Source organism: Vibrio thalassae (genome assembly GCF_900089835.1).
GTDB classification, from domain to species: Bacteria; Pseudomonadota; Gammaproteobacteria; order Enterobacterales; family Vibrionaceae; genus Vibrio; species Vibrio thalassae.
The window spans coordinates 290,482-307,199 of sequence record NZ_OANU01000002.1 but is presented as its reverse complement, the minus strand read 5'-3'; the positions used below and the strand labels follow the sequence as shown (position 1 = coordinate 307,199).

At 45.7% G+C, this 16,718-nt stretch carries 12 protein-coding genes; 11 read left to right on the top strand and 1 reads right to left on the bottom strand.

The genetic code is table 11. The annotated features are described in order from the left end of the window. Positions 1 to 3 precede the first annotated feature (3 nt). From bcsB to VTH8203_RS01370, 3 genes are read left to right on the top strand one after another with little or no spacing between them, the layout of a single operon-like run. Entirely contained in the window at positions 4 to 2,229 is a 2,226-nt protein-coding gene (gene bcsB / locus VTH8203_RS01380) for a cellulose biosynthesis cyclic di-GMP-binding regulatory protein BcsB (RefSeq protein ID WP_096992020.1), read from the top strand. Then, positions 2,226 to 3,338, top strand: a complete 1,113-nt coding sequence (gene bcsZ, locus VTH8203_RS01375) for a cellulose synthase complex periplasmic endoglucanase BcsZ (protein WP_244181126.1) — start codon at positions 2,226 to 2,228, stop codon at positions 3,336 to 3,338. The genes bcsB and bcsZ overlap by 4 nt, the downstream gene beginning before the upstream one ends. Then, entirely contained in the window at positions 3,335 to 6,913 is a 3,579-nt protein-coding gene (locus tag VTH8203_RS01370) for a cellulose synthase subunit BcsC-related outer membrane protein (RefSeq protein ID WP_096992019.1), read from the top strand. The genes bcsZ and VTH8203_RS01370 overlap by 4 nt, the downstream gene beginning before the upstream one ends. A gap of 13 nt (positions 6,914 to 6,926) precedes the next feature. On the opposite strand, the gene VTH8203_RS01365 is transcribed toward VTH8203_RS01370, so the two are convergent. Next, positions 6,927 to 7,376, bottom strand: a complete 450-nt coding sequence (locus VTH8203_RS01365; RefSeq protein WP_096992018.1) for a hypothetical protein — start codon at positions 7,374 to 7,376, stop codon at positions 6,927 to 6,929. Between the two features lie 144 nt (positions 7,377 to 7,520). Between VTH8203_RS01365 and VTH8203_RS25440 the strand changes: the two genes are divergently transcribed. From VTH8203_RS25440 to VTH8203_RS01330, 8 genes are all read left to right on the top strand, one after another. Beyond that, positions 7,521 to 7,787, top strand: coding sequence for a DUF6444 domain-containing protein (locus VTH8203_RS25440; RefSeq protein ID WP_370739187.1), 267 nt, complete (start codon positions 7,521 to 7,523; stop codon positions 7,785 to 7,787). A gap of 71 nt (positions 7,788 to 7,858) precedes the next feature. Beyond that, positions 7,859 to 8,119: a hypothetical protein gene (locus VTH8203_RS25435; RefSeq protein ID WP_370739186.1), complete on the top strand. Its 261-nt coding sequence runs from the start codon at positions 7,859 to 7,861 to the stop codon at positions 8,117 to 8,119. A gap of 151 nt (positions 8,120 to 8,270) precedes the next feature. Then, positions 8,271 to 9,314: a rod shape-determining protein gene (locus tag VTH8203_RS01355; RefSeq protein WP_042473407.1), complete on the top strand. Its 1,044-nt coding sequence runs from the start codon at positions 8,271 to 8,273 to the stop codon at positions 9,312 to 9,314. Between the two features lie 61 nt (positions 9,315 to 9,375). Next, positions 9,376 to 10,239 carry a rod shape-determining protein MreC gene (gene mreC, locus VTH8203_RS01350; RefSeq protein ID WP_096992017.1) on the top strand — a complete coding sequence of 288 codons (864 nt, stop codon included), beginning with the start codon at positions 9,376 to 9,378 and terminating at the stop codon, positions 10,237 to 10,239. A 17-nt stretch (positions 10,240 to 10,256) separates the two neighbouring features. After that, entirely contained in the window at positions 10,257 to 10,745 is a 489-nt protein-coding gene (mreD, locus tag VTH8203_RS01345) for a rod shape-determining protein MreD (protein ID WP_096992016.1), read from the top strand. Then, positions 10,735 to 11,319 (top strand): Maf family protein, encoded by a 585-nt coding sequence (locus tag VTH8203_RS01340; RefSeq protein ID WP_096992015.1) that lies wholly within the window; start codon positions 10,735 to 10,737, stop codon positions 11,317 to 11,319. The genes mreD and VTH8203_RS01340 overlap by 11 nt, the downstream gene beginning before the upstream one ends. Positions 11,320 to 11,337: 18 nt before the next feature. After that, the gene (gene rng, locus VTH8203_RS01335) at positions 11,338 to 12,807 is read left to right on the top strand and encodes a ribonuclease G (protein WP_096992014.1); all 1,470 of its coding nucleotides are present in this window, start codon (positions 11,338 to 11,340) and stop codon (positions 12,805 to 12,807) included. 10 nt (positions 12,808 to 12,817) lie between these two features. After that, positions 12,818 to 16,711, top strand: coding sequence for a YhdP family protein (locus VTH8203_RS01330; protein WP_096992013.1), 3,894 nt, complete (start codon positions 12,818 to 12,820; stop codon positions 16,709 to 16,711). Positions 16,712 to 16,718 lie beyond the last annotated feature (7 nt).

Below are 16,718 nucleotides of genomic sequence, written 5' to 3'. Positions count from 1 at the left end.
AGAATGAAACTGATTCACACTTTATCGGGATTGATACTAAGCGTGACATCGATGCTGTCGACGTCTGTATGGGCCGATTTTGTTGATAGCTCGACCAAAAAAATAAGCTATACCTTCAGCGAAATTGCGGGTCCATCATCGATTACGGTAAAAGGCAGTGGCGGGACCGCCTTCTTAGGGTTTGGTTCTCGGCTAGATCAAATCATCACTGGCGGTTCTCTAAATCTTGAGTTTGCTCCCTCTCCGGCACTGCGCACCAGGGTCTCTCATTTGCGTATTTACTTAAATGAAGAGCTGATGGATGTGGTGGATATCACTCGGGGTGACTCAACCATGCTGAGCAAAGTCATTACACTTGATGGCCGCTTTTTCAAGAACTACAACCAGATTAAATTTGAACTTATTGGTCGTATCGATGAGGAATGCAGTGATGCCAGTGATCCAGCGTTATGGTGGGAGTTGGGATCGGCGAGTCGCATTACTTTGGATGTCCGCAACATAGAGGTGGCTAACGAATTAAGTTTATTGCCTGCCCCTTTCTTTGATTCACGTGATCTGAAAAATGTTTCCATTCCGGTAGTCCTACCTCAGAACTTTGGCACGCGAAATTTGCATTCAGCGGCAGTAGTTGCCTCATATTTTGCAAGCCAAGTAAAATGGCGCGAAGTAAGCTTCCCGGTATATCAACAAGGTGAGCCAGAGCAACACGCGGTCGTTCTCGCAACCAATAGTCAGCGCCCTGAACTCATCAAAGATCTTCCGGAGATTACTCAGCCAACGATTCAAATGGTGACTCAGCCAACGATGCCAGGCAAAAAGTTGTTATTGGTACTCGGCAAAGATGAAGAGCAATTGGCATTGGCTGCAAAAGGCCTAGTGGCAGGTAGTCAGCTTATGTCAGGAGAAGTCGCCTATGTGAATAGTGTGACTGACGTAGCTCCACGTAAGCCCTATGATGCGCCAAACTGGTTACCGACAGATAGAGCGGTGAAGTTTTCTGAACTTATCGAAGGTAATTACCAACTAGAATCGCAAGGCGTCGAATTACCGCCTATTCGAGTGAGCTTTACGCTTCCACCTGATTTATTTACTTGGAACGCCAATAGCGTTCCAATGAAGCTCAGCTATCGATATTCCCCTCCTCTTAAGGGAAGTAAGACATCACGCCTTAATATTTCGGTCAACGATAGATTTATTCGAGCTTTTCCGCTGGATGAGAATAAGAGTGAGGGTGATCAAGACACATGGCGAGTACCTATTCTTGGTAGTGAGTCATTTAGTGCGCGTTCGTCAACGCAGCTACCAGGCTTTAAAATCAGTGAAAATAATACGCTGGCGTTTAACTTCCAAATTGCCAAGGTGTCAACAGGCATTTGTGAGGGGGTAGGACCGTCAATTTACTATGCTGCAGTTGATGGTGACTCAACTCTCGACTTTTCTGGGTTTCCTCATTACATCCGAATGCCAGATGCCCAATCGTTTGTCAGTTCAGGATTTCCGTATTCACGTATGGCGGATCTTTCAGAGACCTCTGTTGTCATAACACCAGAGCCAAGTGATAAAGAAGTGGAATTACTATTGAATACGGTTGGTTTCATTTCTAAGCAAACGGGCTTGCCAGCTTATCAGTTTCAGTTAACCGAATCGTGGGATGAAGTAAGCCTAGCGGAGAAAGATATTCTGGTAGTAGGGGTGCAGGCAGCTGACAAGCTTAGCTTAACTTCAGCCTCATTAGCGCATGTTAGATCGAATGAATCAGGGCGATTTATTGAAGCCACGACCGTTTCGGAAAAGCCACAATCTCAGGGGATTGCGAATTTATCCGGCCGCCAAGCAACAATAAGTGCCAATGTGCGTGCACGAGGTGAGTTTGCGTCGATTGCGAGCTTTGAATCACCGTTTACAAAGCAGCGTACTGTCACAGTGCTGTCTGCCCGTAATGATCAATCGGTACCTTTACTTTATGGTGCCATGAACGCGAGATCGGCCTTGGTCAATGGTTCTGCCATTGCGATCACCCAATATGAAATCACTAGTCATCAAGTTGGTGATTATTATTATGTTGGAACACTGCCTCTCTTTGATTTGGTTTGGTATCACTTTTCCGATAGGCCGATGCTGATGGTCGCTGTTGCTCTTCTACTTGTCGTAGCGTTCACCATGCTAATGTGGCGAGTGCTATCGCGTTATGCAAAACGTCGCCTTGCAGCGACGGGAGTAAAGCAATGAAATCGTGGCTGATGAGAGCAGTATTGGTCTTTAGCATTATCGCACCTACGATTCATGCTAAAGAATGGCAAGAGTGGTACGACTTTAAAGCCGTGTATATGACCTCTCAAGGACGAATTATCGATGGTTCTGACCCGAGGTTAATCACTACATCTGAAGGCCAATCGTATGCGATGTTTTTTGCCTTAGTCGCCAATGATCGTGATGCCTTTGATCGACTTTATAACTGGACTCAGCAGCATCTCGCACAAGGTGATCTGACCGCCTATCTCCCAGCTTGGTTGTGGGGGCGTACTAACCATGGCTACGGAGTTATCGATGATAACTCAGCTTCCGATTCGGATTTGTGGATTGCCTATACGCTTATAGAAGCGGGACGTTTATGGCAGGATGACTATTATCAAAATGTTGGTTACTTGCTTGCCAAGCGAATATTGAAGGAAGAGACCGTTGAGTTTGCACAAGGTAATACGCAGCTGTTACCAGGAAAGCAGGGTTTCACTGCGAAAGGTAAAGTTAAACTAAACCCAAGTTATGTGCCGATGCCATTACTGGCCGCTTTTGCTGCTCACGACTCAAAGGGGCGATGGCAAAGCCTTCAACGGAGTTCACAGAAATTACTACTGAGCAGTCAAGCCAGAGGTGTTAGCCCAGACTGGCTGCTTTATGACGGTGAATCAATTAGTTACGATCGAGATACAACAGATATTGGCAACTATAACGCCATTCGTAGTTATCTATGGGCAGGAATGATGCCAACAGAGATGATAGGCCATCAGCTACTCGTTGATTCACTTGCTCCTTTTGCAAACCAAGCCCTTGTGCAAGGTTATGCGCCACTTAACACCTACGCACAGTCTGGAAAGATGGAGAAACAAGGCCCTATTGGCTTTGATGCAGCTTTATTGCCACTGCTGACTTTTTATGCGCCTACCGATATCACAGATAAATGGGCGAACCGTGTGCGGGAAAACCTGGTGACAGATCGTAATGACGAATACTACAACAACGTGTTAGCGCTATTTGGACTGGGTTGGTACGACCATCAATATCGGTTTAATGCGCAAGGAGAGCTTTTGGTTCCTTGGGCAGAAAAAGGTGAGCAGTGAAAGGGACTCCGAGTAAAGTTGCGATTGCTTGTCTAACCATATTTGGTGCCTCCGCTTGGGCGGATGACATACCTGCGGCCTTCTATCGCAGTGCGCCAGATTGGTTAGAAAATCAAATAGTAATTGGTGAGCTTAAACAGGATGAGGCATTGGTTGAGGGGGCGGTTGAGCGCTGGCTTGCGATTGCGCCACAAAGCCCTGAAGCATTGTTTGCCCAATCTCGATGGTATGTGCGAAACAACCAGGTTCAAAAAGCAGAAACTCTATTTCGTGAACTAGATAAAGAGGCTAACCCAGAGTTGGCTGAAGCATTTGGCAACTACTTAGCACTGCATACCTCTTTGCAAGATCAATACAATCAAGCGTTGTTGCTAGAGCGAGGTGGCCAGAACAAGGCCGCTTTTGAGCTGTTTGAAAAGCTTTATGGAGACAAGCGACCAGATATGCTCAGTGAACTCGACTATTTGGGGCTTAAGTCGACGTTTCCAGAGTATCAGCAAGAAGTACTTGAAGCGTATCAGCAACTAGATAAAGAATTTCCGGACGTTGGTGAAATACGTATTGGTCTTGCACGGCACCTCGCGCGCTACGGTAGAGAGTCAGAGGCGCTCGCGATATATCGAGATTTAGCGAACGACTCTCGACTTGGTGTCTTCGCTAGTACGTTATGGATGGCCGAGCTTCAGTCGGAGCCAATGTCTGAAGAGTGGTTCGACACTTATGAGTTGATTGCGAGTTACCACTCTGAAAACTTATCGATACAACAACAATACGAAACGGCCAAACAGCGCTGGGAGCGAGAGAAGACCCTGCGCAAAGACCCTATTTATCGTGGTAAGTTAGCAGCCTTTGAACGTATTGAAAAAAGACAATATGACACGAAGACGTTAAAAGCGTTGCAGGCTGCTAATCGCAAATACCCTGACGATCCTGAGATCTTGTTGGCATTAGGTCGTTATTACTATCACAACAACGATTATCAAACGTCTATTCGCTATTTCGAACAAGCTCAGAAGTTTGATGACTCGCCTGATTTGGTTGATTTCTATCAATCGGAACTTCGTTCTATTCGCTTCTGGCAAGCGCTAGATCTAGCGCGTCGAGCTCTCAGTGCCGAGCAGTATTCTCAAGCCATACAACAGATCGATTTGGCGTTGTCGCTGGATAATAAAACGCCTGTTGCACATATCTTAAAAGGGCGGATATATCTAGCGCAGAAGAGGTATCGTCTGGCTCATCAGTCAGCAGAGAAGGCGTTAACATTAGAGCCTCTAAATAGTTCAGCCCTGCAGCTTTGGGTACAAAGCTATGCACCGGAAAAGGCAAATGCGGGTGAGTATGCAGCGCTGCAAACACTCACCAAGCAGCAAAAAGCACAAATTGCTGAGTATGCTGCACAAGTCGAGCACCTTAATGTTTATGAACGGTTCGCTGGGAGTACAACATTTCCTGAGCAAGATGTTGATTTTCGAACTCGTTTTAGAACTGTGTTGGAAAGTGATGCCTACTTACCGTGGACGAAAAAAAACATAGCAGAGCAGTTGTTACGTCTAGCGCAGCCTCGTCTTGCGGACAAAATGATGTTTAATGCTTATCAGCGTCATAAGGACGGTGAACATACCCATGCCTATGCTTTGTATTTATCAGGGCAAGGACGTTGGGATGAGGCATTTGACATTGTCAGCAATTCGCCAGCGCAGCAATTAACGTCATCAGAGCTTGCGACTTACTCTCGTATAAAGTTAGAGCATTATCGACAGCATATTGCCCAGAATGGTTTGAGAGGCGAGTCGCTTATTGCTTATATAGAGGAAATTGCTCGCCAAGATCGACCAAGTGCCATTGTCTTGTGGTCACAGACGCCCTACGAAGATAGAGCTCAAGCTGCAATGGACGCTGTGGTGATTGCTTCGTTGACGACGCCTGAGTTAGAACTGATGTCGCAGGCGGCCTTTGATATTGATAATGGCGACTTCCATCAGGCGATTTATCAAGAAGCCAAACGCAGGAAAGTACTCTCAATAAGTATTCAGCAGCGTCAACGTCTATTTGATGCTGATGAGCTTTTAGCTCGAAAGGAAACTCAACAAGCTTCTGAGATCTATATAGAGCTGCTGCAAGATGGATTAGCTATTTCTCAGGCGCGAATGGATGCTTGGTTCACTGCTGCACCGGAATACGTTGAACCTGTGTTAGAGGTTCAAGCTCAGCGTGTGTTTGATCTTACCGATGAGCAAGTAGTCAGTAGCCTGTCGTTGGCTCTAGAGAGCAATAATCAACCGTATATTAACTTTTTCAACAACCATTTACCGCTTAAGACTCTGAATGCTTTTAACTACTGGCAGCTCCAAGAGGCGTCGCTCAAACAATCGAACGATGCACTGACGCGCCAGTACTCTCGTCAAGCTCTGTTGTTGGATGACAAAGAGCGATTAGGACTGACGAGGGTAAGAGATATTGGTAGCGCCTACCTTTCTGCAGAAGAGCACTGGATGACCAATGACATTATCGCCACGTTAGACAGAATAGATGAACGCTATCAGTCATACTTTATCGTTGGTGGGGAATACAATAATGTGCCTGGTGGTTCTAAGTATCTGACTGTGCCATTTGAGCTTGGGATCGCAATGCCTGAGTGGGATGGGCGGTTAAAGCTACGGACGGATAGTGTGTACCTCAATAGCGGCTCGCTCACGTATTATGATACCAATGTCGAGTTTGAACGGGATCGGGTAGGCCAGGCATTTTCTGTCGGGTGGGAAGCGGATAATTGGCGTGCGGACTTCGGCACCACGCCTATTGGTTTTCGTTACACCGATTGGGTTGGTGGCATCGAAGGGGTGACCGAGTGGGGAGATGTTACCTTGCGAGGTAATCTATCAAAGCGCCCTGTTACGGCGAGTCTCATCTCCTATTCAGGGTTGTCGGTGACAGAGCGAAACGGTATTACGACTCAATTTGGTGGTGTGACACGCAGTGGTGCCACTGTCAGTGCTTCTTGGAATGATGGTCGTCCCTATGGAGTTTGGGGCTATCTCGAATATCATCAGCTTTCTGGAAATAATGTTGCCGACAATGACAGAACCTCTGGCATGTTAGGCAGTTACTACAACTTCATTAGTAATGATGAGCAAGCGTTCTCTTTAGGGGGAACAATGTTTTATATGGGTTATGACAAGAATGTCAACGAAGTGATTATCGGTTACGGCAAATATTACAGCCCACAAAGTTACGTGTCGCTCGCTGTACCAATATCTTACTATCGCCGCCATAGTTTTGATTGGACATATGGGGTGAGAGGGACAGTGTCATTCTCTAACGCATCATTTGATGCACCATATAATATTCCTGGTGGTACATCCTCCTCTTCACAAGGGGTTAGCGCAGGTTTACAGCTGTATACTGAGTACCGAGTGAATGAACACTGGAGCTTTGTTGGCTATATGTCGCAGCAATTTTCTAGTGACTATCAGCCAAGTGTCTTCAACGTGTATCTCAAGTATCATTTTGATGCGAATTGGCGTAAAGCAAGACTTCAACCAGATCCCCTTAGACTCTATGCGGACTATTTCTAGTCCGCATAAGGGGTTATTCAGGACGTTTTTTAAAGAACTTAGCGTGTTGTTTGGCCCACTTGCGTCCCCAATCGACAGGCGCGTTTTCGTAGGCTCGTTCTACCGTTTGATTTAGAACTTGAGTCGAAGGGGTATAATTGAGGTTTTGTTGAGTACTGCCGAGCTTTGCGACGTCGTTATCCGTGAGCGATCGCGAGGTGAACATCTTGGCATTTAGGTAGACAGTTCCTGACTCATATTTTCCGGTATCGGTAAATAATGCCATGCCGGATCTATCCATTGCCCAGCCTTCGCCAAGCCCCGGATAGCGCATTGTCTCAATGGGTTCGCCATCAATATATAGCTTGTACACCACATCCCCAGTCTCCGAAGCGTAAAACACTAAGGCAATTCGGTACCAGGTGTCGGCAGCAGTTTTCCCTGCGTACTTGGGAGATAGGCCGATTTTTCCTGTTGGTGACAAGAAAATATCTGTGCCGTTATCGAGTTGGTTGGCATCAAGTATTGGTAACGTTCACCAGTAATGCATTGACATAAAAATGTGGCCATCAGCACTGGATCCCACTTTGCCTATTGAGTGATCATTTCTAGTGTTCATGTTGATTGCATGACTAAGAAAAAATCCAAATTCTCATCTACACCACCTATTGCATCGGATATCAACGAAGCTAATGCGTTGATATCCGAGTTATGGGAGCAATTACGCCATTATGAAGACAAGCTTAAAACGAGCAGTATCAATTCTTCGAAACCCCCTTCCTCCGATGGACCTAAAGAGCGGGCTGAACGAAAAAAGCTCAAAGCTCTAGTGGTCGCAATCCGAGAGGAGCTAAGTAAGGTCACGAAGGGCATAAACGACAACTCTCAGAACTAAAAGAATCCGATACTGTTGTTGATTGTTACCCTGAAAACGCATCCCCTTGCTGCGGTGACACTGATCTCGAAATGAGTGACAGGCCATTTTATCGCCATCAAGTTCATGAAATCCCACCGCCACGTATAGACATTACTGAATATCGGTTCTACTCGGGTAAATGCACACAATGTGGAGAAACAGTGAAAGCACACAAGCCAAGCGACATTCCTCAAGGGATTATGGGACCAAATCTAATGAGTCATATCGCCATACTGGCTGGTCAATATCATCTTAGTGTTCGAAAAATACGCTCATTACTGCAAGAGAAGTTGATCGGCTGCGGACAATAAATCCTGTGAATTTTTTGCGTTAAGTAAGGAAACTGTAAGAAAATGCGGGTTTCACCCCATGTTTCTGCTTCAATGCCTTGCTGTGATGGCAAGGCATTGGTACATTTAGTGCAATTTTTGTCTTCTCATTCTTGCAGGACGAGCGAAGAATATGTTTAAAAAACTGCGTGGCATGTTTTCTAACGACCTATCGATAGATCTAGGTACTGCCAACACACTGATTTATGTAAAAGGACAGGGTATCGTCCTTGACGAGCCTTCTGTAGTAGCTATCCGACAAGATCGTGCGGGTTCAGCCAAAAGCGTTGCGGCAGTAGGCCATGCAGCGAAGCAAATGTTAGGCCGAACGCCGGGCAACATTTCTGCTATTCGTCCAATGAAAGATGGCGTTATTGCTGATTTTTATGTGACTGAAAAAATGCTTCAGCACTTTATCAAGCAGGTTCATGACAATAGTGTTCTTAAACCAAGCCCACGTGTATTAGTTTGTGTTCCTTGTGGTTCCACTCAGGTAGAACGTCGTGCGATTCGCGAATCGGCTTTGGGAGCGGGTGCTCGTGAAGTGTATTTGATCGACGAGCCAATGGCGGCAGCGATTGGTGCAGGCCTACGCGTCTCTGAACCAACGGGGTCAATGGTGGTCGATATTGGCGGCGGTACTACAGAAGTGGCAGTAATCTCACTAAATGGTGTGGTTTACTCTTCTTCAGTACGTATCGGTGGCGATCGTTTTGATGAAGCTATCATCAACTATGTACGTCGTAACTACGGCAGTTTGATCGGTGAAGCGACCGCTGAGAAGATCAAGCATGAGATTGGTTCTGCGTATCCTGGCGATACAGTAGAAGAGATTGAAGTACGTGGTCGTAACCTTGCTGAAGGTGTGCCTCGTAGCTTTAGCTTAAACTCGAATGAAATTCTAGAAGCACTACAAGAGCCATTAACGGGTATTGTATCGGCAGTGATGGTTGCCCTTGAGCAATGTCCACCAGAGCTGGCTTCTGACATTTCTGAAAACGGCATGGTATTGACCGGTGGCGGTGCATTGCTTCGCGATCTTGACCGTTTACTGACAGAAGAAACCGGTATTCCAGTTGTTATCGCTGAAGATCCCCTGACATGTGTGGCTCGTGGTGGCGGTAAAGCTCTAGAAATGATCGACATGCACGGTGGCGATCTATTTACAGAAGAATAATGGTTTCGCTCTAGTTTTGGTGTGGCACTGAAACTAGAGTCCACATCAGGATTATGAGTACATGAAACCAATATTTGGTCGAGGTCCTTCTTTACAACTTCGGTTATTTCTTGCTGTTACTTTATCAGCCGGCTTAATGCTGGTTGATAGTCGTTTAGATACATTCTCACATTTCCGTTACTTGTTGAATAGTGCCGTAGCGCCGATTCAATATGCGGCAAACCTCCCCCGTTCTATGTTTGATGGCGTTTATGAAAGGCTGAATACTCGGCAAGGTCTGGCTGAGCAAAATGTCAATTTAAAACGCGAAGTCTTACGTCTCAAAAGTGACTTGATTTTGCTCGATCAATACCGCGAAGAGAACCAGCGCTTTCGTGAGTTGTTGGGGTCATCTTTCGTCCGAGATGAAAAAAAGATGGTTACTGAGGTGATGGCTGTTGATACGTCGCCATATCGTCATCAGGTTGTGATTGATAAAGGTCGTATTGATGGTGTCTATGAAGGTCAACCCGTTATCAATGAGAGCGGTATCGTTGGCCAGGTAACGTTTGTTGGGGCTCACAACAGCCGCATTATGTTGTTGACGGACTCGAATAGTGCAATACCGGTCCAGGTTATACGCAATGATATTCGTGTGATAGCTTCTGGTAATGGAACGGTTGATGAGATCCAGTTGGAGCATATCCCGACCAGCACCGATGTTCAGACGGATGATTTATTGGTGACATCAGGACTTGGTGGCATCTATCCCGAGGGCTACCCTGTTGCTCATGTGAAGTCGGTACAGAGAGATAATCGACGCGAATTCGCCAGCATTATTGCTGAGCCTGTTGTTGATTTTGATCGATTACGATACTTGCTATTGATTTGGCCAAGTAACGATAGGCAGCAACAAGCTGTTGAAGAAACGCTGAATACGCAATAAAGGATTCTCATACTATTATGGCGAATAGTTCATTTCGTAGTCACATAGTGATCAGTGTATCACTACTGGTGGCGCTCGTTTTGCAAACCATACCTTGGCCGGGCGTGCTAGACTTCGTGAGACCATCGTGGTTATTTTTAGTCTTAGGCTACTGGGTATTAGCGTTACCGCATCGCGTGAATGTAGGTACTGCGTTAATCGTTGGGTTAACGTGGGATTTGCTCGTAGGCTCAACGCTCGGTATTCGTGGCATGATGATGTCAATCGTTATCTATATTGTTGCGCTTAACTTCCTAGTGCTTCGAAATATGGCACTTTGGCAACAGGCTACCATTATGGCCTTGATATCTATGCTGCTGGAAGTGTTTATCTTTTTTGGTGAGTATTTGATCCAAGACGTCACTTTTAATCCGATGTCACTGTGGAGTGGCGCGATTAACTGTATACTTTGGCCATGGATGTTTTTACTACTACGTCGTGTGAGACGACATTGGCATGTCAGGTAACCCAATTAGCACAAAGATAGTCTTGGCATCAACCTCTCCAAGACGCAAGGAGTTGTTAAGTCAACTTGGCTACCAATTCTCGGTGGTGAGCCCTGATATCGAAGAAGTGAAACAAGATCAAGAAAGTGCTCAACAGTACGTTGAGCGCTTGTCGTTAGAAAAAGCGAGGGCTGGGCTTGAATTAAGTGATGCCAGCTCTGTCGTTATTGGCTCTGATACCGTTGTCGTTTTAAATGGTCTAGTACTAGAAAAACCCAATGATTTCGAGCATGCCCAAGCCATGCTTCAGGCGATGTCGGGGCAAAAACATCAGGTACTCACTGCTGTCAGTGTTGTATCTCAAAACAAGCAATCATCGGTCATGGTAACGACGGATGTATGGTTCAAAGCACTTAGCGAAAAAGAAATCGAACAATACTGGCTAAGTGGGGAACCCCAAGATAAAGCTGGCAGTTATGGAATCCAAGGATTAGGGGGGCGCTTTGTCACTCGAATCGAGGGCAGCTATTACGCTGTAGTTGGACTGCCACTGTATGAAACTGACCAGCTCTTGCAAGAATTTATAAATAATTAAAAATATTGAGGTGCGCTCATGAGTGCAGAGCTGTTAATAAACGTAACTCCTAGTGAAACAAGGGTTGCCATGATTGAAGGTGGTGTTCTCCAAGAAGTCCACATTGAGCGCGAAGCAAAACGTGGAATCGTTGGTAACATCTACAAAGGCAAAGTAAGCCGAGTCCTGCCAGGTATGCAGGCCGCTTTCGTGGATATTGGTCTCGAAAAGGCGGCATTTCTTCACGCTTCTGACATTGTTCCGCACACTGAATGTGTGGCAGAAAACGAAAAGAAGCAATTCCAAGTTCGTGATATTTCTGAGCTAGTTCGTCAGGGCCAAGACATCGTAGTACAAGTCGTTAAAGATCCGCTTGGTACCAAAGGTGCTCGCTTAACCACGGACATCACTCTTCCTTCTCGTTACCTTGTCTTTATGCCTGGTGCTAGCCACGTAGGTGTGTCACAGCGTATTGAGAGTGAGGAAGAGCGAAATCGTCTAAAAGACGTCGTGGCTGATTATTGTGATGAGAATGGCGGCTTTATTATTCGTACTGCAGCGGAAGGGGCGAATGAGAAAGAGCTTGCGCAAGATGCGGCCTTCCTCAAGCGTTTATGGACCAAAATTAATGAACGTCGTACTAAGTACAAGACGCGTTCTACACTCTACGGTGAATTGGGCTTAGCGCATCGTATTCTTCGTGATTTTGTCGGCACTGAAATTACTCGTGTTCAAGTAGACTCAAGATTGATTTTTGAGAGCTTGAAGGAATTTACAAGCGAGTTTGTGCCTGAGTTGGAGGATTTGTTAGAGCTTTATGAAGGTGATAAGCCGATCTTTGATATGTATGATACAGAGAATGAGATTCAACGCTCGCTCGAACGTAAAGTCGACTTAAAGTCGGGTGGCTACTTGATCATTGATCAAACTGAAGCGATGACGACGGTGGATATCAATACCGGAGCATTCGTAGGTCGTCGTAACCTCGAAGAGACGATCTTCAACACCAATATTGAAGCAACTCAAGCCATTGCTCGACAGCTTAGACTGCGTAACCTAGGCGGTATTATCATTATCGACTTTATTGATATGGGGCTTGAAGAGCATCGCCAACGTGTGTTGAACTCCTTGGAAGCTGCACTTTCTAAAGACCGCGTAAAAACAAACATCAATGGCTTCACTCAACTGGGCCTAGTGGAGATGACACGAAAAAGAACTCGCGAAAGTATTGAACATGTTCTTTGTAGTGGTTGTCCAACCTGTGAAGGTCGAGGTTCGGTGAAAACGGTTGAAACGGTTTGCTACGAGATTTTACGCGAGATTACTCGTGTGAATCGTGCTTATGATGCGGATAAGTTTGTGGCGTATGCTTCGCCTGCTGTAGCAGAAGCGCTGGAAGGTGAAGAGTCTCATGCCTTAGCTGAGCTAGAAGTCTTTATTGGTAAACAGGTTCGAATTCAAGCAGAGCCTTTATATATTCAAGAACAATTTGACGTTGTTATGATGTAATGAGTAATTTGTGAGTTCTCGCGTTAATCGGGTAGTCCGTTTTTTTCTCTGGTTACTGCTGACCGTATTGGTATTACTTGCCTCTGCGGTCACAGTGCTACGTGTGGGTTTGCCACAACTCAATAAAATTCAGCCTGAAATCGTGACTTGGGTAAACCAAGGAACCGGACTTGATATTTCGCTAAAAGATGTACGCGGATTTTGGCGTAATACTCACCCTTCAATTTCTCTTCAGGGCGTGGTCGTTGGACTTCCTGAAAGCCCCGAAACAAAGTTTGAAGTTGGCAACTTAGAACTGGAATTTGATTTAATTCAAACCATTATTCAGCGGCAGCCAGTGTTAGCAGATATGGTCATTAATGACATGATGCTAGATATTCGCTCGGTCGATTTATTTGCTGCAACTGAGTCCAAACCAGTTCAGAGCACCGATCAACCGGCTGCTAGTGGTGAACAATTGGTTAACAGACTTGATAACTTGCTGCTCAAACAGTTAGATCGTTTTGCCGTTGCCAATTCTACCGTACTGTATCAATCGATATCCGGTGAAGAACGTCAGTTAGATATCGAAAATTTGCAATGGCGTAATCAAAAAGCGCGTCATTTAGCACAAGGCACCATTTCTATTGCCGATGCTCACCTAAACTCGCTAGAAGTGAGGGCCGACTTTGTTGATAAAGGCTCTCTTTCGAATATATCGGGCGATTTTTACGTTGCTGTTGAACAAATGTCGTTGTCGCCATGGCTATCTGAACAACAGAAACAACAAACCGGTATCAAAGATGGTGAAGTCAGTTTACGTGGCTGGATTACGCTTGATAATAGCACGGTAAAAGAGGCTTATTTGGAGGTTCTGCCTTCAGAACTTAGCTGGTCGAAACAGGGTAAGGAACACGATCTTTTTGTTGAATCTGCGGTGATGCATTTGCTACCTTCAGACGCTGGCTGGCAACTCAATGTTCATGAAGTGCAAGCTAGAACCAACGACGTGCCTTGGCCTGAGTTAGATGTTGCCGCGGAATGGAATCGACAACAGCAATGGCAAGTGAACATCTCACATCTTGATGTGAACGCTCTAAAACCTTTAGCGTCGTTGAGCCCAGATCCCAGTATTGAACAGTGGCTAACTAAGCTTGATCCAGGTGGTCAGATTGAAGATATTCGACTATCTCAAACTGAGGGTGCCGGTTCGCTCAAGTATTCAGCACATTTAGAGAATCTGTCGATGTCTCAATGGGAGCTATTGCCGGGCTTTTCTCATGTCTCTGGCTCGGTACGAGGAAACCTAGAGCATGCACATGCTCGCGTGAATGTGATTGATGACAGATTCCCATATGGTGACGTATTCCAAGCACCGTTGAATATTAAGCAAGGTTTGGTTGATATTCATTGGCAAAACAATGGTGAGCAGGGGTGGTCGTTATGGTCTGACAAGGTGACGGCAGCGACGCCTGACTTGCAAGTTCTTGGCGCTTTTAGGCTTGATTTCCCTAAAAATGATAGTCCGTTTTTGTCGTTTTACGCCGAAGCTGACCTATACAATGCCGGAGAGGTTTGGCGTTATCTGCCGACTCTGGCTATGGGGCAAAGTCTGACAGACTATCTATCTGCAGCGATACAAGCAGGGCGAGTCAATACTTCTAAACTGTTGTGGTATGGCAAGCTCTCCGATTTTCCATACCGAGACCATAATGGCATGTTCCAAGCATGGGTAGGACTGCGCGACGCTAAGTTTAGCTTTGATACCAATTGGCCGCCGTTAACCGATCTGCAACTCGATCTCTTGTTCCAAAACGAGACCATGTATCTGGACTCACGTTCAGCCACATTGATGAATGTGAAAGGGAAGCGAATTACTGGACGAATTCCGGTGCTAAGTGGTGACGGACATCTTGAGATAGAGGCCAAAGCTACGGGGCAAGGTAGCGCTGTGCGTGACTACATGATGGCTTCTCCACTTGTAGACTCTGTTGGTGCTGCGCTCACGGCTGTTCAGGTGAGTGGCGATGTGAATGCCGATTTTCAACTGTATATTCCATTTTCCGGTGACGATACGCCATCAAGGGCGTGGGGTTATGCTGAGCTAAAAGATAATCACGTTGAAATTGATGCGCCGCCAATGACGCTGGAAAAAGTGTCCGGAAGAGTGGAGTTTGATAACGATGTGGTAAAAGCAACAGGGCTATCGGCAGAGCTATTAAGCCAACCAATTTTCCTCGATTTCCAAGGGCAGAATGCGGGCAAAGGCTATTCGGTAGGGATTGATGCAATAGGAGATTGGAAAACGGCACCTTTAGAGCCTTATGTGGGTGATAAAGTAGTGAGCAGACTTGCAGGGCACTCTCCATGGAATCTCGATGTCGATCTTCAGCTCAATGATGTTGGTTTTACTTATCAACTCGATCTAAATGCTAACTTAGCAACGATTGCGAGTGACTATCCTTATCCGCTAAAAAAAGCCTATGGTGAAGCGGGTAAAGTAAGACTGCAAGCCTCGGGTAATCAACAAGCGATTACGGCAAGATTACAGCTCCCATCAGTAAAATATCAGACTGAAATTGATATTACTGGTGACGTACCTTTACTTAAGGCAACGAATTTAGTATTGGGCAAAGGTGGCTTTAAAATTAGCCCGATTGTGGGACATCATTTCCAGGTGCGCTCTGATAAGTTCAACTTCGATCAGTGGAGTGAGTTATTTAAAGAGCCGCCAAGCGAGAAAAAAGCCTTACTTGATGAATTGAATAAGCCTAAGTTGCCACTCCCTAAGCGAGTCAATGTTGAAGCGAAAGAGCTGATGCTAGGTGGTATCGAATGGCATGATGTCAACTTTAACGCTCGGTACAAGAAAGGTGGTTGGCAGTTTGAGCTAGATAGTCAAGAAGCGAAGGGACAAGCTAACTATAGTGACAATAATGAGCTGTTTGTAGCACTTAAACGTCTGCATATTTATGTGCCAGAATTTGACAAGAAGGCGCAAGATGATGAGTCGCTGATTACCCAAGAAAACCCTGAAGCTCCTTTGGTGACAGAGTTTGATAGAACATTCTTTAGCGCTATGCCGGATACTCAATTGACCATAGATAACTTTTGGTTCCAGGGTTATAAAGTGGGCAAGGTGAATATGGATGTTGAGCGCCAAGGTAATAAGTTAGTTTGGAAAAAACTGGATCTTGCAAGTGGTACCAGCAAAGTTCATCTAGATGGCGACTGGATGGTAGCCGGCCAACAAAATAAAACGCGTGTTAACCTTGAAGTCAGCGGTGAAAATAACAGCGATCTTATGGAGCGTTTTGGTATTTCTTCTGGGATTCAACGAGCACCGTTTGAGCTCAATTCTAAACTGACGTGGGATGGTGCTCCTTGGTCAATGCGAGTCAATACGGTTAGTGGTGAAATAAATACCAAGCTTGGCAAAGGCATTATTTCAGATGTGAGTGGTGCTGCGCGTTTATTGGGTCTATTTAGCTTAGACTCTATCATTCGTAAGATGCAGCTTGATTTCACGGATGTGTTTGACAAAGGGATGGCATTCAACTCTATCACGGGTAGCGGCAAAATTAGAGACGGTATCTTTGTTACCAACGATATCAAGATGGATGCCGTAGCCGGTGAGATGAAAATCAAAGGGTTGGCTGACTTGGCGACTCAGACGGTGGATGCTGAGGTAAATTTCACACCGGATATGACCTCCGGCATTCCTATCATTACCGCCTTTGCAGTGACACCACAAACAGCATTGATTGTCCTTGCGGTGACCACGGTGATATCACCGGTGGTTGAGGTAGTTACACAAGTTAACTATTCAGTTAAGGGGCCATTGGATTCACCAACGGTCAGTGAGGTTTCTCGCAGTCAGGGAGAGTATAAGTTACCTGAAAACCTCAAGAAGGAGATTAAGTAACCCCATG